Source organism: Marivirga sp. (assembly GCF_035704835.1).
Taxonomy (GTDB): domain Bacteria; phylum Bacteroidota; class Bacteroidia; order Cytophagales; family Cyclobacteriaceae; genus Marivirga.
The window spans coordinates 16,861-36,046 of the sequence record NZ_DASSWQ010000049.1; the positions used below are offsets into that span (position 1 = coordinate 16,861).

At 33.4% G+C, this 19,186-nt stretch carries 14 protein-coding genes; 6 read left to right on the top strand and 8 right to left on the bottom strand.

The features are described 5' to 3' along the window. Positions 1–130: 130 nt before the first annotated feature. The 5 genes from uvrB to mutY all read right to left on the bottom strand — a co-directional run bounded on the left by uvrB (position 131) and on the right by mutY (position 6,224). Positions 131–2,155, bottom strand: a complete 2,025-nt coding sequence (gene uvrB, locus VFM92_RS07640) for an excinuclease ABC subunit UvrB (protein WP_325121610.1) — start codon at positions 2,153–2,155, stop codon at positions 131–133. A 112-nt stretch (positions 2,156–2,267) separates the two neighbouring features. Beyond that, entirely contained in the window at positions 2,268–3,242 is a 975-nt protein-coding gene (locus VFM92_RS07645) for a CNNM domain-containing protein (RefSeq protein WP_325121611.1), read from the bottom strand. A 36-nt stretch (positions 3,243–3,278) separates the two neighbouring features. Continuing rightward, the gene (gldE, locus tag VFM92_RS07650; protein WP_325121612.1) at positions 3,279–4,601 is read right to left on the bottom strand and encodes a gliding motility-associated protein GldE; all 1,323 of its coding nucleotides are present in this window, start codon (positions 4,599–4,601) and stop codon (positions 3,279–3,281) included. Positions 4,602–4,618: 17 nt separating this feature from the next. After that, entirely contained in the window at positions 4,619–5,074 is a 456-nt protein-coding gene (ssb, locus tag VFM92_RS07655; protein WP_325121613.1) for a single-stranded DNA-binding protein, read from the bottom strand. Positions 5,075–5,177: 103 nt separating this feature from the next. Further along, positions 5,178–6,224 carry an A/G-specific adenine glycosylase gene (mutY, locus tag VFM92_RS07660; protein ID WP_325121614.1) on the bottom strand — a complete coding sequence of 349 codons (1,047 nt, stop codon included), beginning with the start codon at positions 6,222–6,224 and terminating at the stop codon, positions 5,178–5,180. 235 nt (positions 6,225–6,459) lie between these two features. Between mutY and VFM92_RS07665 the strand changes: the two genes are divergently transcribed. From VFM92_RS07665 to VFM92_RS07680, 4 genes are all read left to right on the top strand, one after another. Beyond that, on the top strand, positions 6,460–6,759 hold the full coding sequence (locus VFM92_RS07665; RefSeq protein ID WP_325121615.1) for an HU family DNA-binding protein: 300 nt from the start codon (positions 6,460–6,462) through the stop codon (positions 6,757–6,759). Positions 6,760–6,767: 8 nt separating this feature from the next. Next, complete coding sequence (locus VFM92_RS07670; protein WP_325121616.1) at positions 6,768–7,607, top strand: tetratricopeptide repeat protein; 840 nt, start codon at positions 6,768–6,770, stop codon at positions 7,605–7,607. A gap of 184 nt (positions 7,608–7,791) precedes the next feature. Beyond that, a complete protein-coding gene (locus VFM92_RS07675) occupies positions 7,792–9,345 on the top strand; it encodes an Rne/Rng family ribonuclease (protein ID WP_325121617.1) in 1,554 nt (517 codons plus the stop codon). Positions 9,346–9,696: 351 nt separating this feature from the next. Continuing rightward, positions 9,697–11,748: an ATP-binding protein gene (locus tag VFM92_RS07680; protein ID WP_325121618.1), complete on the top strand. Its 2,052-nt coding sequence runs from the start codon at positions 9,697–9,699 to the stop codon at positions 11,746–11,748. On the opposite strand, the gene VFM92_RS07685 is transcribed toward VFM92_RS07680, so the two are convergent. The 3 genes from VFM92_RS07685 to VFM92_RS07695 all read right to left on the bottom strand — a co-directional run bounded on the left by VFM92_RS07685 (position 11,745) and on the right by VFM92_RS07695 (position 16,723). Further along, the gene (locus tag VFM92_RS07685) at positions 11,745–13,298 is read right to left on the bottom strand and encodes a tetratricopeptide repeat protein (RefSeq protein ID WP_325121619.1); all 1,554 of its coding nucleotides are present in this window, start codon (positions 13,296–13,298) and stop codon (positions 11,745–11,747) included. The genes VFM92_RS07680 and VFM92_RS07685 overlap by 4 nt on opposite strands. A gap of 56 nt (positions 13,299–13,354) precedes the next feature. Beyond that, positions 13,355–14,383, bottom strand: a complete 1,029-nt coding sequence (hemH, locus tag VFM92_RS07690) for a ferrochelatase (protein WP_325121620.1) — start codon at positions 14,381–14,383, stop codon at positions 13,355–13,357. Between the two features lie 111 nt (positions 14,384–14,494). Continuing rightward, positions 14,495–16,723: a GAF domain-containing protein gene (locus VFM92_RS07695; protein WP_325121621.1), complete on the bottom strand. Its 2,229-nt coding sequence runs from the start codon at positions 16,721–16,723 to the stop codon at positions 14,495–14,497. A gap of 111 nt (positions 16,724–16,834) precedes the next feature. Between VFM92_RS07695 and VFM92_RS07700 the strand changes: the two genes are divergently transcribed. Both VFM92_RS07700 and tpiA read left to right on the top strand, forming a co-directional pair. Next, entirely contained in the window at positions 16,835–18,262 is a 1,428-nt protein-coding gene (locus tag VFM92_RS07700) for a DASH family cryptochrome (RefSeq protein ID WP_325121622.1), read from the top strand. Positions 18,263–18,361: 99 nt separating this feature from the next. Beyond that, positions 18,362–19,123, top strand: coding sequence for a triose-phosphate isomerase (gene tpiA, locus VFM92_RS07705; protein ID WP_325121623.1), 762 nt, complete (start codon positions 18,362–18,364; stop codon positions 19,121–19,123). The last annotated feature ends 63 nt before the right edge of the window (positions 19,124–19,186 follow it).

Consider the following 19,186-nt stretch of genomic DNA (forward strand, 5'->3'; position numbering starts at 1 on the left):
TAAAATTTGGTGACTTTTAAGATATTTTTATATAATATTATACACTCTTAATTCAACAGTTTCTTCATCAAATGCATAATGTCATACGGAAGTTTTTTTGCAAAGATAGTCTTTTAGTATTACCGGAAAGTTATTTTTTATCCCGTAGTTTTTGAAGTTCTTGCCATTCGTCTCTTAATCTTGCAGCTTCAATAAAATCTAGATCTTTTGCGGCCTTTTCCATTTTCTTTTTAGTGGCGGTAATCATTTTATCCAAACCGGCTTTATCCATGTATTGAACCACGGGATCAGCTGCAACAGAGGTTTCTTCTAAACCTGCATAATATTTTTGTTGAGATGTTTTTTTAGAATCGACCGCAACCGTTTGTCCTAAAATGCTTTCTCTAGATTTAAATACAGTTTTCGGGGTAATCCCATGCTCATCATTATATGCTTTTTGGATTGCTCTTCTCCTATTAGTTTCATCCATAGCTCGTTGCATCGAATCGGTAATTTTATCGGCATACATGATAACCTTTCCTCTTTCATTTCTTGCTGCCCGACCAATAGTTTGAACTAATGAGCGCTGATTTCGCAGGAAGCCTTCTTTATCAGCATCTAAAATGGCTACTAATGATACTTCAGGTAAATCTAGTCCTTCTCTCAATAAATTAACACCAACCAAAACATCAAACTCACCTAATCTTAAGTCCCTTAAAATTTCAACTCGATCTAAAGTGTCTACCTCCGAGTGGATATATCGAGCTTTAACACCTGCCCTCCCTAAAAATTTATTGAGCTCCTCAGCCATTCTTTTGGTTAAGGTTGTGCATAATACACGTTCATTCAATTTTACGCGCTCATCTATTTCTTCTAGCAAATCATCAATTTGATTCCCACTTGGGCGAACATCAATAATTGGATCTAATAGCCCAGTTGGTCTAATTACCTGCTCCACTACAGTTCCTTCTGTTTTACGTAATTCATATTCAGCAGGAGTCGCACTTACGTAAACTGTTTGACCTATCAAATTCTCAAACTCATCAAATTTTAAAGGCCTATTGTCCATAGCGGAAGGCAATCGGTAGCCATAATCTACTAAGTTGATTTTTCTTGCTCTATCGCCACCATACATTGCTCTTACCTGAGGGACTGTGACATGGCTTTCGTCAATAACCATTAAAAAATCATTAGGAAAATAATCTAAAAGACAGAAAGGTCTGGTGCCAGGTTTTCTTCTATCAAAATAACGTGAGTAATTTTCTACTCCCGAACAGTAGCCTAACTCCCGCATCATTTCAATATCAAACTCTGTTCTTTCCTGAAGTCTTTTTGCTTCTAAAAACCTTCCATCTCTTTCAAAGAATTTCACTTGCTCCACCATATCATCTTGAATTTCTTTTATGGCCTGGTGCAGAACATCTTTCCCTGTCACGAATAGGTTGGCAGGGAAAATACTTATAATTCTTTCATCAGAAATTTTCTTGCCAGTTTCTGGATCAATTCTTTGGATCGATTCTATTTCATCTCCCCAGAACATAATGCGATAGGCAAAATCGGCATAAGCTACAAAGATATCCACTGTATCGCCCTTCACCCTGAAAGTTCCTCTTTTGAAATCAGCAGTAGTTCTATTATAAAGAATATCTACAAAAGCAAACAGCAATTGATTTCGTGGAACCTTATCACCCTGTTGCAGACGGATTATATTTTTGCCAAATTCTTCTGGATTTCCGATACCATATATACAGGAAACGGAAGCGACTACAATTACATCTCTTCTTCCTGAAAGCAGTGCTGAAGTTGCACTTAATCTCAGTTTTTCAATTTCCTCATTAATGGAAAGGTCTTTTTCTATATAAACGTTACTGGATGGAATAAATGCTTCGGGCTGATAATAATCGTAGTAGGAAATAAAATATTCTACTGCATTTTCAGGAAAGAACTGCTTGAATTCTCCATAAAGTTGTGCAGCAAGTGTTTTATTATGGCTTAAAACCAAAGTGGGCTTTTGAACACGTTCTACTAAATTGGCTATGGTAAAAGTTTTTCCTGAACCAGTTACGCCTAGAAGTACCTGATCTCGTTCGCCATCTTCGACTCCTTTCTGAAGTTCATTGATGGCTCTTGGTTGGTCACCTGTAGGTTGATATTCACTAATGATTTTAAAATCCATATCTACAACAAACGATAAAGGTAGAAAATGTTTAGGCGCAAATATAAATAGATTTTAAGTGCTTTCAGGTGGTATAATAATTTTGATTTAAAGGTATATGAAATGCTTATTTTCAATCAAACTCATCTTCAATATCACCGACTATAGTTTCCACTAAGTTCTCTAATGTAATCATTCCAATAATTTTATCATCTTCAGATTTCACCATGGAGATATGAAACCTATTTTCATTCATTCTTTTCAATAAATTGATGATAGGTGTATTTTCCCTGATAAAAATGATTGGTCTCACAAACTCTTTCAAGCTATTGTTTTCTGAAGATATTTTCTCGTTTAAGGCAATTTCTTTAAAATTAATATAACCATAAACCTCTTCTATAGAATTAGAGCTGCTTATTGGATATCTCGTATGCTTATGCTTTGCCGCTAAATTGAAATATTTATCATAACTTATACTCTCTTCAAAGAATATGATTTTCTCAACAGGGAGCATTATCTCTTTTACAAATCGTTTTTTTAGTGTAGATGTGTTAATGATGATGCTCTCTTGGTCAGTATCAATTATTTTTTCCATTTTAGCCATTTTAGCAATGGTGCGAATATCATCTAAACTGTAAGGATTACTTTTTTTCTTTTTACCCACCAATAGTTTTGTGAATGCTTGTGTTACAAGAATAAAGGGATAAAGTATTTTAATGATAAGTTGGAGTGGCCAAGCCATCTTTTTGGAAATAAGGTTTGCTTTATTTACCCCTATAACTTTTGGTAAGATTTCAGTTCCAAAAAGTATAACTATTGTAAAAATTACTGAAAATACCCAAATATATTCTTCTCCATAAATTTCATCAAATGCACTACCTGCAATTGTGGCACCACCAGTATGGGCAATTGTATTTAAGATAAGAATTGCAGAAATTGGCTTGTCAATATTAGACTTAAGTGTATGCATGATTTTTGCATAGGTAAGTCCTTTTTCTTTATCGGTCGCAATTTTTACTTTATCAACACTAAGCAGTACGGCTTCAGCCATGGAACAAAGGAAGGATACAACTATTGCGACAAGGGTGCTGATTACAAATATAAGCATGGTAATCTAATTCATTCTTGAAGCCAGGGCTCAAGACTAATTTTTAGTAAATACCCTAACTCTTTTAATTCTTTTTTGGTCTACTGCCACTACAGTGAAGGTGAAATTTTTAAATTTAATTTTTTCTCCTGTTCTAGGTAATTTGCTGTTGATTTCAAGTATGAGACCACCTAAAGATTCACTTTCTCCCTTAACTTCGTCAAAGGTGCTAGGCTCTTCATTTATGATTTTGCAGAAATCATTTAAAGAGGTTCTTCCTTCGAAGATATACGTGTATTCGTCTAATTTATTGTAGGCAACATCGATATCCTCATCAAACTCATCATTGATTTCACCTACAATTTCCTCAATTACATCTTCAAGCGTAATAAGTCCTGAGGTACCGCCATATTCATCTACCACTATCGCCATATGTACTCTTCTTTCTTGAAAGTCTTTTAACAGACTATCTACTTTTTTGGATTCTGGAACAAAAAATCCAGGTCTTAAAAGTTCCTGCCATTCAAAATGTTCTAGTTTGTCGATGTAGGGAAGTAAATCTTTTACATATAGAATTCCTTCTATTTTATCAATAGTATCGCGGTAGACGGGGATTCTACTAAATCCATTTTTATTGATTTGATCCATCAACTTATGGTAATCGTCATCAATATCAAAAGCCGTAATATCTAATCGCGATTTCATAACTTGTCTTACGGAAAGCGTACCAAAATTCACAATCCCTTTTAAAATACCTTTCTCTTCCTCTGTGGTATGCTGATCAGCAGTGATTTCGAGCGCCTGGTGTAATTGGTCTATGGAAATGCTAAACCCTTTTTGCTCCACTCTTCTTTCAATAATTCCACTTAGGCTCATTAATGGGATAGAGATTGGGCTAAAAATTTTTGCGGAGAAATTAATAGGTACGGCCATTTTGTAAGCAAAACTCAGATTATTTTGATTAGCGTATACCTTTGGTACAATTTCTCCAAAGAAAACGATGAGAAATGTGATTATAGCAGTTAAACTTACTACCAATAAGCCTTCAGTTTCTTTAGTACCTACTATTTCCCAAGTGACATAAGTGGAAAGCGTTACTATCCCAACATTAATGAAATTATTTAGAATGAGGATAGTGGCTAATAATCTTTTAGGATTTTTTAATAGCTCTAGAATAGTTATGTCTTTAGGCTGATTGCTTGTTTTGCATTTTGCTAAGTCCTCATGAGATAAAGAAAAGAAAGCAACTTCAGAACCAGAAACTAAGGCTGACATTAAAAGTAAAAACATCATCAATAAAGTATTGATGATGTAAAACCAATGATTGCCATTGTCGGCTATGTTAACTAATAAAAATGTACTAGGAAAAGGGTCGTCCAATTTTTATATGAGTTTGTTTAAAATGGTAAATCGTCCATTTCGCTGTTAGTATTCGGGGTTTGGCTTGGTGCTGGTGCAGCCTGATTATTGGACTGATTTCCTCCATAATTATTAGATGATTGACCTGAATCATCCCCACTTTTCTTTCCACCAAGCATGGTTAACTGGTCACCTACAATTTCTGTAGTATAGCGCGTAACGCCATCTTTTTCCCAGGATCTGGTTTTAAGTTTACCTTCGATGTAAACGCTATCTCCTTTTTTTAAGTATTTTTCGGCTATTTCCGCTAAACCTCTCCAAAGCACAATATTGTGCCACTCGGTTTGGTCAATTCGTTCCCCTGAATTTCTGTCTTTATAGGTTTCGGTTGTGGCTATTGAAAAATTTGCAACGGCAGCTCCGTTGTCTAAATGTCTTACCTCTGGGTCTTTCCCCAGATTTCCAATCAAAATGACTTTGTTTACTCCTGTCATAAGTTAAAAAATTTTAGTTCAAAATTAATGTTAATAGTTGAAGTAAACTGCTTTTTTGCAGGAAAATATTTCCAACAGTTTAACTCTTCAACCATAAATTTACCTAAAAATTTTTGCTAGTCAAATAATTCTCAATCAATCTTGGCTTTGGTAATTCTTCGACTTCTTGTTTAGTGTAGTATTGCAAACTGTTATCGTTTAAAAAATTCTCATTACTAGTTTTTAATTCTACAAATACAGCTTCCAACCGTTGATGAGATAAAATGTGTTTGACAGGCTCAGAAATTTCAACCACTTTAACATTAGGGAATTTTTCGTAAATCGCATTAAAAATCTCCTCTTTGGTTAGTGCTTCTTTAGTTTCTATTAAATCAAAGTCGAATAAACCTTGCCAGATATCTTTTGAACCTCTTTTTTTCATGGCTAATTTTTCTTCATTCTGCCAAATCAAATAATGTAAATATCTGTGTTTTACTTTTATTCTTTTTATCTTAACGGGTAACTCAGTTTGCTTGTGATGAATTCTTGCTTCGCAATCATGATTAAGCGGGCAATTTTCGCAGTCAGGTTTTTTAGGTCTACAAATCATTGCACCTAATTCCATTATAGCCTGATTAAACGTATTGGCTTGCTTATCTGGGATTAATTGATTGGCAATATTGAAAAATTTAGAAAAGGATTTTGGCTGTGCAATGTCATCTTGAATAGCAAAATACCTAGCCAACACTCTGAAAACATTTCCATCAACAACGGGAACCGCTTGACCAAATGCAAAAGAAGCAATTGCTGCTGCTGTGTATTTACCAACTCCTTTTAACCTTAATAATTCCTCATAGGTGTGCGGAAATTCGCCATTATAATCTTTTACAATTGATTTGGCACATTCATGAAGGTTTCTTGCTCTGGAATAGTATCCCAAACCCTGCCATAATCTCATAACCTCATCTTCAGGGGCATTTGCTAAATCATGAACTTTAGGATAATGAGTTACAAAATTGATGAAATAGGGTAATCCTTGGTTCACACGAGTTTGTTGCAAAATAATTTCCGAAAGCCAGATTTTGTATGGATCCAAAGTATTTCTCCATGGAAGTTCTCTTTGATTGTTTTTATACCAGTTAATGAGCCTGTTTGAGAAGTTTTGCATCATATAAATGTAAAGATGAAGAATCTTAAAGAAAATAATTAAACAATATAAAGATGAAGTTATTAATTTGTATTTTGCATAAAATATTGAGAATTAAAAAGTTAAACATATTTTTTTTAATTAAAGAGTGGGCATATCTTTAAAAGAATTTACTTTTAAATTCAAAAATGTAAGGTTACCTTTGCAGACCCAAAATAAAGAGGGAGAAATTTTTTAATAATTTTAAATATAAAAACGCGTGACTAAAGCAGACGTTATATCAGAAATTTCTGAAAAAACAGGTATAGACAAGGCAGATGTAACCGCTACAGTAGAAGCATTCTTCTCTGTAGTGAAGGATTCGATGGCTGAAGGCGAAAACATCTATGTTAGAGGTTTTGGTAGTTTTGTTAATAAGAAAAGAGCTAAGAAAATTGCTCGTAATATTTCCAAAAATACGGCTATAGTAATTGATGAACACTTTGTACCTAGTTTTAAACCCTCAAAGGTTTTTGTAGAGAAAATCAAAAGTTCAAATAAAATATCAGAAGAAGTTTAATTTCAGGTATGCTCAAGCCCCGTATCATATTAGCAGTAGTTGCCATTGCATTAGTTATTATATTCTTTAGCTTACCCAAAGCTGTAGTGGATAACGAAAACGACAGTATGGAAAATGGGGTTGATGCTGTTGAAGATAGCTCAAATTCTGAAAGTAACTCAGCAACTTCGGCTAATGAAATGATGTCTGATTTGCACTCAGGTAATATTCCAAAAGAAGTTCGAGAGGATATTGAAAGACTAAGAAATAATTACCTCTTAGCTGAGAATCAAGAAAATAGTGTTATATTTGCCGACTCTTTGGCTAGCGTGTATAGAGATCTTAATAGGTTGGATAGCGCTGCTAAATATATTGAATTGTCTCAAAAAGATAATGAGTTAATAGGAAATGCCTATTACGAAGCTTTCAGTTTTGCTGCAGATGTAGAAAAAGCCGAAAGATTGGCTGTAAAAACTAGAGAATACTTGCAGAAAGTATTAGATAGTGAACCGACTAACAATAGTGCTAAAATAAAATTAGCGATGACTTACGTTTCATCTGATAATCCTATGAAAGGTATTTCAATGTTGTTGGAAGTTGTGGAAGAAGATCCAAATAATGAAGAAGCATTATTCAACTTAGGGATACTTTCAATTCAATCTGGGCAGTATAGTAAAGCAATAGAGCGATTTGAGAAGCTATTAGGACAACATCCTGAAAACGTACAGGCGGAGTTTTATTTAGCTCTAAGTTTAATGAACAACGGACAGAAAGCAAAAGCTAAAAAGCTATTTACTGAAATTAAAAATAAAAGTAATGATGAGCAACTGTTAGCAGCTGTTGAAAGTTACTTAAATGAATTAGAATAAAATTGTTTAACAAAAAAAATTAAAGTTATGCCTTGCGGTAAAAAAAGAAAAAGACACAAGATTTCAACTCATAAGAGAAAGAAAAGACTAAGAAAAAACAGACATAAGACCAAGAAGTAATTATTACTTCTTGTTTGTCTTTTTTATAAGACATTTTTTAGTTTTCACTTAAACTTATAGAGCTTTGAGCAATGAATTAGTTATTAATTCAACTCAAAATGGCAGTCGTATTGCCCTTCTGAATGATAGGAATCTTATTGAGATTCATTATGATAATAAGGAAGAGCAGTTTAGTGTTGGTGATATTTATTTAGGAAACGTCCGAAAAGTAATGCAGGGCTTAAATGCTGCATTTGTTGACGTGGGTTATGACAAAGATGCATTTTTGCATTATCATGACCTTGGACCAAAAATAAATTCACTATTAAAATATACTAAATTTGCCACTACTCGTAATAACACCTCATACAAATTAAGTAAGTTCAAATTAGAGCCTGAGATTGATAAGTTAGGTAAAATCTCGCAGGTGCTCTCTAAGAACAAGCAGGTGTTGGTTCAGGTTATTAAAGAACCTATTTCTACGAAAGGGCCAAGACTATCATGCGAGTTGTCACTAGCAGGAAGGTATTTGGTATTAGTACCATTTGCCAATGGAATAAGCATATCTAAAAAGATATCAACTAGTGAGGAACGGAAACGACTCACCAGATTAATTTCTTCTATCAAGCCGGAAAACTTTGGTGTAATTATTCGAACTGTTGCCGAAGGTAAAGAGGTGGCAGAGCTGGATACAGATCTAAGAAATTTATTAGACACCTGGGAAAGCGGTGTTAAAAAGCTAAAAGACGCTAAACCGAAAGACAAAATAATCGGTGAAGTGGGTAGAGCGTCTTCTATTTTGAGGGATATGATGAATGAATCTTTCGACAGCATCCATGTGGATGATGAAGAGATATTCAAGGAAATGCAAACCTACATTCAGAAAATAGACCCGAGTAAAGAAAAAATATTAAAGCTTTACACAGGAAGAAATAAGATTTTTGAGCATTTCGGAATTGAAAGGCAATTGAAGTCATTATTTGGTCAATCAGTTAACATAAAAGGTGGAGGCTATCTTATCATTGAGCATACTGAAGCTCTACATGTAGTAGATGTTAATAGTGGGAACAAATCTAATAATGAAGAGAGTCAAGAAGACACTGCTTTAAATACTAACCTAGAAGCAGCAAAAGAAATAGCGCGTCAGTTACGATTGAGAGATATGGGAGGGATTATCGTAGTCGATTTTATCGATATGAAAAATCCTGATAATAAAAAACTTCTTTTCAAAAAGATGAAGGAGTTCATGGAAACAGATCGTTCTAAACATACTGTTTTACCATTATCTAAATTTGGACTAATGCAGGTAACCCGTCAAAGGGTAAGACCTGAACTGAATATAGTTACTAAAGAAAGTTGTCCTACTTGTAATGGAACAGGTAAAATAACGGCTTCCATTTTAGTTTCTGACAAAATTGAGCAAGATTTAGATTACTTATTAACAAAGCAGAATGAGAAATCATTAAGTCTTGCTTTGCATCCATTTCTTTATTCACATTACACAAAAGGAATAATTTCTTTGAGAGTAAAGTGGTTTTTTAAGTATGGAAAATGGATTAAATTAGTTCAAGATAGTTCATTAGCATTAACAGAATATCATTTCATGAATGCTAATCAGGATTTGATTGCAATGGAATAATATTTCAAATTAAAATATAATTTAGATAGCTCATATTTTTATTAGTATGAGCTATTTTTTTGGATTCTTCTTTCTAAATCAGAACCCTAAAACTTACTGATATTTTTTGAGAAGGGAAAAATTATCTATTTTAGCAATTATTGGAAATAAATTATGACCTCATTCAAATCACTATTTTTCTTGGTGGTAATAAAACTAAGAAATACATTTCTTTTTTTTATTTTTCTGGAATTTTGTTCATTTAATTTAATAGCCTTTCAAAGTCCTGATTCACTTCAGATTTCCTCCAAAGACTCTATAATAATTCATGACTTCGATGGATCTAATTATCAAGCAAGTTCATACAATTATATGTCAGCTGAAGATGAAGATGGCATAATGTATTTTGGAAATGAAAATGGACTATTAGAATTTGATGGCACCCATTGGGAATTATATAAGACTCCATTTTTTACACCAATTACGGCTTTAAAAATAGTTTGGGATAAGATTTATACTTCTGGAAATAATGAGATAGGATACTTTTCAAGAAATAGAAGAGGAAGAATGGTTTATCATTCTTTAAAAGATAAATTAACTGATGATAAAGAATTCCCATATATCTGGAAAATAATTGAAAATAAGGGAGATGTGTATTTTACTGCGGATAGTTCTGTTATCAAATGGGATGGGGAGATTCTCAAGAGAATTCGTTCTAATCAATATTTGACCATGTTTAAGGTTGAGGATGAATTACTTGTTTCTTTATATGGTAATAACGGGGGATTAGCTAAAGTTGAAAACGATACTTTTCGAATCGTAAATAAAGATTTTAGCTTTGGTAATGATTACGCCTGGGAAATCTTAAAGAAAGAGGAAAATAAATGGTTGATTTTTACTTCTGAAAATGGAATTTTTGAATTGGATCCCAATTCTTATCAAACTAAACCTTGGCAAAATGAAGCAAATCAATACTTTTTGCAAGATAGTACTTATCTATATTATGTAGAGAAGTTCAGAGATTCATTGTTTATTAGTTCAACTTATCAAAAAGGAGTAGTAATTTTTGATAAGAATGGTCAAATAATAAAAAAATTAGACAAGCAATCAGGCCTATTAAGTAATTATTCACCTTACCCAACAGCAGATAGGAGGGGAAATGTTTGGTTAACCTCAGGCTTTGGATTACAATATTTACAATATTTCACTGAAAATGAACAACTCAATTTTGAACCATTAGCTAAAGTAAGATATATAAAAATAGGAGATAGCTCGGTTTATATTAGAGATTCTAGTCATACGATATCCCTTTCGAAAAAGAAAAGTAATTCATTGGATTTATATTTTTCTGTGCCTAGTTTTCTAATGGAAGAAATACAATTTTCCTATTATTTGGAAGGATTTGATGCAGGCTGGTCGGAATGGACCACTAACACAAGAAAGGAATATACAAATTTACCTGGAGGTAAGTATACTTTCCATTTGCGAGCAAGATATATCAAACAAAGTGATCTTAAAATAGCGCCATTTAAGTTTAAATTAGAGATACCGATACCATGGTATCAATATCCTGTCAGTTATGCAGTTTTTATAATCTTATTTGGGCTTTTTATTTTTGGATTTGTTCGTTTTAGAACGCATCGATTGAGTGTTACTAATAAGAAGTTAGAAAATATTGTAAAAGAAAGAACATCAGAGTTAAGGTCTCAAAAGGAGCAACTAAAACAGGCTAATGAAGAGTTAAAAACGATTAATAATGAATTAGATAATTTTGTCTATCGTTCATCTCATGATTTGGTTGCGCCATTAAAATCTTTAAGAGGCTTAATTTCTGTAGCTGGAATGTCTAACGATCCTTATGAAATTAAGGACTATTTTAAATTGATGAATGTTAGCATTACGAAGCTAGAAGAATTTATCAAAAGTATCATGGATTTTTCCACCAATACAAAAAAGCCGCTAGTGATGCAGCGTGTAAAAATGGATACAATAATTGACAGCATTATTGAAGATTTAAAATATTATGAAAATGCTGATAAAGTGGAGTTAATTAGAGCTTACAATTCTGACTTTGAAATCAAGACTGATCCAAAAAGGTTGAATATTGTTTTGAGTAATCTGGTTACTAATGCGTTAAAATACCATGATTTTGAAAGAGGAGATAAACCTTTTATAAAAGTATGTGCCAAAATCGAAAATGATTCTTATGTAATAGAAGTGGAAGATAATGGTTCTGGAATTCCGAAAGAACATCAAGATAAGGTGTTTGATATGTTTTTTAGAGCCCATCAGGGGACGGATGGTTCTGGTTTAGGGCTCTACATTGTGGTGGACACGCTAAATGTATTGAATGGGAAAATTGACTTTACTTCCAAAACTAGAGTAGGAACAACGTTTAGAATTGTTTTACCACTTATTGATTAATTTACACCTTCTTCGATTTCATCATCCAACTCTAGGAGATTTTTCAAATTAAAAATTACTTTGTCCAGCTCCATAGCGCTGGTTTTAAGGTAATTTAAAAGTTGGGGATCTATTTTACCGTCTTTGGCTAATTCCATTACATTAATGAGTCCCAAAACACTTGCCACAGGAGCTCTAAGTTTATGAGAATTGAAATAAGTGAATTCTGCAATTTGCCTATTACGCTCGTTTAATTTTTGGGTGCGCTCCCCAACTCTTTGTTCTAAATTCTTATTAAGGCTATGCAACTCCTTATTTACTCTTGCAAGGTCTAAAGACTTAGAAGATATTTTCCTTTGTTTATCTTCTATTTCCTCTTTTTGCTGTTTGAGCTTAATATGAGCACTTTTTAGTTGATTGCTTTTGTTTCTTAGATAGAGTATCAAGATAACGGCAAAAATTAGAACTACTATTAAAAAGATTAAAAACTGTGTCCTTTTTTCTATTTTATTGGTTAGCTGAGCTTGTTCTAAGGCTAATTTATAACGGTCATTTTCCTTTTCTGCTAAATTGTACTGAATGCTCAATTTGTTAATCTCTGCTCTTGATTCAGAGTTAAAAATTGAATCCTTGATTTCTAGATATTTATCAAAATAATATACTAAAGAATCATTTGAAGCCGTAATTTTAAAGATGTCAATTTTGGTTTGGTATATTTTCAGCAGTAAGTCTAAACTATTGATTTTAATTGCAAGATTCTCTGCTTCATTTAGGTATTGGTTAGCTAATTTGAGATTTTTCTCTTCTACATAAATATTAGCAATTTCTATATTACTTTCAGAAAGCCCTCTATTATAATTAAGCTCATTCCAATAACTCATACTTTGGTTCAGATAATAATGCGCAGAATCGTATTGACCGATTTCACGGTTTAGAATACCTTTATAAAGATTCGTGAATCCTTTTGAATTAGTGCTTGCATTTTCTTTTTTGAGTATCTGATTGAGATAATAATTTGCGCTATCAAAATTTTCCCGAAGTAAAAAAAGTTGTCCTAAATTTACTGTTATCAGTTCGGGAGAAAATCCCTCTATCTCTTTTAGTTTTTCTAACGCTAGCTTAATGAACTTTGCAGATTGTTTGTAATCCTGTTGCTTTTTATAGGTTTCTCCTATATTATTTAAGGTTTTAACTATTTCAAGGGAGTTATTCTCTTCTTTATATAGTTTGAGCGCTTCAAAATATCTTTGTAAGGCAGCGTCATATACTCCTTGAAACCAGTAAAAAGCTGCAATTTGACTTATAATTTTCGCTCTTGCGGTTTGATTTCCTTCGGCATCTAGTTTTTTTTCTAAAGCTGTTACATAAAATAAGGCATCAGTAGGAGATTGCGAATATAACTCCCCTGTCATCTTTAAATATTCAAGTATATCCTCTTTTTGATCAAACTCTGAACTTGTCAGCCTTTCTTCTAGAATGATTTGTAAAGAATCCTGCTGTATTGCATTAGCTGAATGAACAACAAATAAAATTAATAGGGGCGATATAAATTTAAACCAATGGCTTTTCATGCTTTATCAGCCAATAATGTAGTCAAAAATCTCTAACGTTTGGGTTGCTTTGAAATCTAATTTTTAAGAACCAAAGATTTTAAGGTGTCCACCCAGTCTTTATTATCATTTAGACTTTCGACCAAATCCCAACGTTCTCCTCCGGCTTCTTCAAATTCTTCTTTAAACTCCTCGCCTACTTCTATTGTGGTTTCCAAACAATCGGAAACAAAAGCGGGTGAAAAAGCCAAAACTGATTTCTTTCCATTCTTAGCCAAATCTTTCAAAACGTTGTCGGTGTATGGCTTAATCCAAGGGTCATTTCCTAATCGGCTTTGAAAAGTAACAGTATATTTTTCTTCAGGCAGGTTCATTTCATTTGCAATCAGACGAGCTGTTTGAAAGCATTGTGCTCTATAACAAAATCTATTTTTATCATGATAGACATTACAGCAATTACCTAATTTACAATAGTTGTCAACTGAACCTTTTCTGATTTGGCGTTCTGGCAATCCATGAAAGCTGAAGATCACATGGTCGTATTCATGTTTATCCATGTATTTTCTGCCTAAACTTGCAAAGGTTTTATAGAAGCCAGGTTCTTCCACGTAATTACTGATAAAGTTAAGTTGAGGAATAATTTGCCATTTCTGTACAATTTCCATCACTTTATCATGTACAGAACCGCTCGTTGCCGAAGCATATTGAGGAAATAGAGGAACTATGATGATTTTGGCTACTTTATGGTTTCTTAATTCTTCTAGCGCATCTTTAATGCTGGGTGATTGATAGCGCATTCCTAATACTACCACATATTCATCATCCAATTCGCCTTGAAGCATATTTTTCACATCTTCCCCATAAAATTTCAAAGGAGAACCTCTTTCCACAAATAGCTTACGATATTCTTTTGCCGATTTAGGAGCTCTGAAAGGTGCAATAATCAAGTTTACCAACATCCAGCGAAATAAAAAGGGGATATCAATTACCCTCTTATCCATTAAAAATTCTCGTAAATATTTTCTTACATCTCCAGTTTTCGTAGAATCGGGAGTTCCCAAATTCACTAACAATACGCCTGTTTTACCTTGATTTGCTTTTTTCATAATGGGTTGAATAACCTGAAGTGTACTTTATATGTTTTTAATTTCTGAAAAATGGTCATAAGAAAATGCATTAGGCATTTTTATCAGTCTCAAATAAATTTTGAACGAAAATTAAGAAATCCCTAAATCTCTTCTTTGTTTTTCTATAGAAGCTTTTAATTCAGATTCAGTATTTCTAAGTTTTTCTATTAGTGATTCTTTCAGCTCTTTTTGATAGGATTTTAATTCTTGCATTTCATCATTACCAGAGCTTTTAATTTTATTCTCCAACTCATTCAATTGCTGGATTAAAGTATCCTTTTCTTTTTCAAGAAGGTCCAGTTTTTGATAAATTTCTGAAACATCGAAGGCAAATTTGATGATTTTGGTAATCTCATCATTGTGATTTCTTAAAACAGTATAAGTACCTTTTATTTTAATTTTCTGACCATTTTTCCTGAATCGTTCAAATATTCCGCTTTGAATTTTACCAGCCCTTAGATTTTTCCAGAAAGTGTGATAATCATCAGAATTGGCATATTGCTCACTGACAAAAATTCTGTGATGTCTACCTTTCATTTCTTCTACAGTATAGCCAAATAAATCAGTAAAAGTTTTGTTAGCATTAATGATATCTCCTTGGGGAGTAAATTCTACGTAGGCCATTCCACTTTTTTCCATTGCAATTAGACGCTCATTATTTTCCTTTTGAGCACGTTCCATCTCTTCCTGCGTAGCCTGCAATTCTTCCATATTTTGGCGCATCTCCTCTTCCTGAGAACGCATTTGCTCAGTCATTTGCTGAGATTCTTCCAAAAGCTTATTTGTTCTTTCATTAATTTTAACCGATTGCACTGAAGAGGCAATATTTTCTCCTATGTCCTCAATAAACTTTCTTTCATTTTCAGTAAATTCTGTAAAAGTTCCGATTTCGATAACTCCATAAACATTGTTATTGGCAATTAAAGGCACAATAAATATGCTTTTAGGCCTAGCTTTGCCCAATCCGGAAGTGATGCTGACATAATTATCAGGTAGTTCTTTCATATAAATGGATTGCTTTTCAAGATAAACTTGGCCAGCTAATCCTTGCCCAGGTTGAATGGTTTTTTCTAAAAATTTCTTTCTGTCATAAGCATAAGTGGCGGTCAGATGAAGTGCTTTATTTCCATCTTCAGCTTTGTCAACTATAAAAATACTTCCTTGATTGGCATTCAAATAATTGACCATAAATGTGATTACCCGGTCGCTTAATTCACTTATGTTATTATTGTATTTTCTAAGGATATCGCCAAACTCTGCTGTGCCTTTATTAGTCCAATTTCTAATTCTGGCTTCTTCGGAAACATTTTTCAGACTATCTCTCATTTCAGCTAAAGAGGCACCGATATCGCCTTTGTTATTAAATACTGAAATATCACTTTCAAAACTACCTTTGCCGACTTCTAAAGCAAAATTCTTAACATTTGCCAAATTACCGGATAGGGTATGAATTTCCTCTAAAATAATATCAAACTCGTCATTGGTTTTCGCTTTGGTTTGAGGGATATTACCTTCGCTCAATATTTTTACTTCGTCTTGTAAAGTATCTATACTTCCTTTTATTTGCTTGCGAGCGTATCGATAAAGAATAAAACATAAAATGATGGCTATGATGACAATTGAAGTTTCAATGATCAAGAATTTATCTCGAGCTTCGAAGATTTCATCGGCTACCATTAAGGCTTCCTCTTCTAGGTTTGAATATAATAAACCTGCTTTTTCATCAAATTCATTGCTTAATTCCTTTAGATTTTCATCAAATAAGTTTCCATTCAGATTTTCTCCCGAGCTTTGGTTATTCAATTGGTCATCAATCCAACTTTGCAGTTCATAAGTATCAAAAATCGTATCACCGGAAGAAATGGTAAAATCGCTTATCGATATATTTACGTTTCCGCCACCAAATTGAGCCTCATTCAGTACCCCTTTTTGGTTTTGATGAATTCTTTCCGCTAATCTGGTTATCTTTTCATACAGAATAATATTTTCAGGATTAATCCAATAGGTTTTTAGCGAGTCAAGGCTGTCTTTTGCAGGTTGAACTTCTTTCTGCCATATTTCTTCTATTTCTTGTCTCAACCCATCATTTCCAGTTAGCAAAAAGTTTTGTAATTTGATATTAGTTTGACGAACACCACTTTGCATGGCAATTGTATACATTCTGGATGGTTGTTTGTTTTCCAGAACGTCTTCTCCCATCTTGATAATGTTGGAAATTTGAGAGAGCGTAATAAAAACAACAAATACTATTAACAGTGCCATACTGCCATAGCCTATAATCATTTTACTTTTAATAGAATTGAAATTGATTTTTCTCATGTGTCCGCTCGCTGTTTAAAAGTTCAATTTATCTTTTATCAACCTAATTAAAAAGCTTCAAACATAAATTTCCATCAATGGGTTATGATGTCACATTAAAATCCTTGTAAAATGAAAAAAAAGCATCAAAAATCGCTGATTTGGTTCAGAAGAAACTTGAGAATTGAAGATAATCAAGCTTTATTGGAAGGAATACAAAATTCAGATAGATATCTTTTAATTTATATTTTTGATGACAAAGACTGGCAAGAGAATCCTTTGGGAATAAGACGCTCATCTGACTTAAAATTAAATTTCAGATGGCAGTCGGTAATAGACTTAAAACATAATATTGAAAATAAAGGAGGACAATTATTGATTCAAAAAGGCAATGCTAAAATCATTATCCAAGACCTTTTAGAGGAATTCAAATTTGATGCGCTTTATGCTCCAAAGGAATCAGGTACGGAAGAAATTCAAGAAGAGAAGAAGATAGAGGGTCTCTTTATTAAGCAAAAAGCTGATGTCCATTTTTATGCTCAAACTACCCTTTTTCATGAAGATGATATTCCGTGGCCAATCGCAAAATTGCCGGATATCTTCACTCAATTCAGAAAAGAAAACGAAAAGCAAACGGATATCAGGGCTTTATTTGAAGCACCGAAAGAGCTGAATAATTCTATTTTAGTCAAGCAAAATTTTGAATTTACAGATCTAGGAATAGAAAAGGTTGAACCAGAGGATAAATCGGTTTTGGATTTCCATGGAGGTGAAAGCAAAGCTTGGGAACGGTTAAATTATTATCTGTGGGAGAGCGACCAATTGAAAGAATACAAAAATACCCGAAATGGTATGCTAGGAGAAGGTTATTCTTCCAAGTTTTCTCCATGGTTGACTGTAGGCTGTATTTCAGCAAAATCTATTTATTATCAGGTAAAGAAATATGAGAAAGAGCGAAAGAAAAATCAATCTACTTATTGGATGGTGTTTGAATTAATTTGGAGAGATTATTTCCATTTTGTTCTGAAGAAATTTGGTTCGCAACTTTTTCAAAAAGAGGGCATTAGGAGAGAAAAAGTGAGCTGGAATTGGGATTTAGAACTCTTTGAAAAATGGAAAAACGGAGAAACTGGTGTACCCTTTATTGATGCCAATATGAGAGAATTAAACGCTTCTGGTTTTATGAGTAATCGTGGAAGGCAAAATGTAGCTAGCTTTTTAGTTAAGGACTTAGGATTGGACTGGCGAATGGGCGCATGGTATTTTGAGCACCAATTGATTGATCACGATGTGGCCAGCAATTGGGGAAACTGGGCTTATGTAGCTGGAGTTGGAAATGACCCGCGAGAAAACCGTTATTTCAACATTTTGAGCCAAGCCAAAAAATATGATGCTAAAGGAGAATACATCAGATATTGGATTCCAGAATTGAAGGAAATCGAAGGCTTTAATGTTCATAAAATTTCCTTAATGAAGGAAGCAGAATTAGAAAAATTGGATTCGTTTATACCTGAAATATATCTTGAGCCCCTTGTAGATATGGGAAAATGGGAGTATTAAGGATTTCAGCATAAGTTGATCTTAACCTACTATCCCTTAGCTTTATGCTCAAATCTTCTTATTTTTGTTTTTTAGCCTTCAACAAAATTTGAAAATAAGATGAGACAAAAAATAGTAGCAGGAAACTGGAAAATGAATAAAACTTTAACGGAAGCTCAATCTTTAACTTCTGAAATCGCCAATATGGTGGAGGATGAAGGACCTTCTGATGTTAAAGTAGTAATTGCTCCCCCAGCTCTTTTTATATATGCGGTGCAAAATTTAATCCCTAAGATTGGGAAAATAGTTTTAGCTGGTCAAAATTGCCATCAGGAAGATGCTGGTGCTTTTACAGGCGAAGTTTCTGCTCCTATGTTGAAATCTTTAGGTGCTCAGTATGTGATTTTGGGTCACAGCGAAAGGAGACAGCATTTTTCAGAAACTGATGAAGAATTAGCCAAAAAGACAGATAATGCACTTAAAAATGATTTGAAAGTGATTTTCTGCTGTGGTGAGCCTTTGGAAATTAGAGATGCTGATAACCAAAATGAATATGTAACTAAGCAACTGACGAATAGCTTATTCCATTTAACACCAGAGCAATTGAAAAATGTTGTGATTGCGTATGAACCAATCTGGGCCATTGGAACAGGTAAAACAGCTAGTTCACAACAAGCGCAAGATATGCACAAAACTATTCGTGAGCATATTGCATCAAAATTTGGAAAGGAAGCGGCAAATGAAACTTCTATTTTATATGGAGGTAGTTGCAAGCCTGATAATGCTAAAGAACTTTTTTCTCAGCCAGATGTTGATGGGGGACTGATTGGTGGGGCTTCATTAAAGTCTAGAGATTTCACTGATATTATTAAATCGTTTTAGATAGAGCCTATCAAGCAATTACTTGAGAGAATTTTATGGTGATGTCATCCTCAGTAGCAAATG

Bases quoted from the DNA above. Each gene is read 5' to 3' on its own strand.
- VFM92_RS07700 (WP_325121622.1), top strand. From the start codon at position 16,835: ATGAAAAAAAAGCATCAAAAATCGCTGATTTGGTTCAGAAGAAACTTG.
- tpiA (WP_325121623.1), top strand. From the start codon at position 18,362: ATGAGACAAAAAATAGTAGCAGGAAACTGGAAAATGAATAAAACTTTA.
- uvrB (WP_325121610.1), bottom strand. From the start codon at position 2,155: ATGGATTTTAAAATCATTAGTGAATATCAACCTACAGGTGACCAACCA.
- VFM92_RS07695 (WP_325121621.1), bottom strand. From the start codon at position 16,723: ATGAGAAAAATCAATTTCAATTCTATTAAAAGTAAAATGATTATAGGC.
- VFM92_RS07685 (WP_325121619.1), bottom strand. From the start codon at position 13,298: ATGAAAAGCCATTGGTTTAAATTTATATCGCCCCTATTAATTTTATTT.
- mutY (WP_325121614.1), bottom strand. From the start codon at position 6,224: ATGATGCAAAACTTCTCAAACAGGCTCATTAACTGGTATAAAAACAAT.
- VFM92_RS07645 (WP_325121611.1), bottom strand. From the start codon at position 3,242: ATGCTTATATTTGTAATCAGCACCCTTGTCGCAATAGTTGTATCCTTC.
- VFM92_RS07680 (WP_325121618.1), top strand. From the start codon at position 9,697: ATGTCAGCTGAAGATGAAGATGGCATAATGTATTTTGGAAATGAAAAT.
- VFM92_RS07670 (WP_325121616.1), top strand. From the start codon at position 6,768: ATGCTCAAGCCCCGTATCATATTAGCAGTAGTTGCCATTGCATTAGTT.
- hemH (WP_325121620.1), bottom strand. From the start codon at position 14,383: ATGAAAAAAGCAAATCAAGGTAAAACAGGCGTATTGTTAGTGAATTTG.
- ssb (WP_325121613.1), bottom strand. From the start codon at position 5,074: ATGACAGGAGTAAACAAAGTCATTTTGATTGGAAATCTGGGGAAAGAC.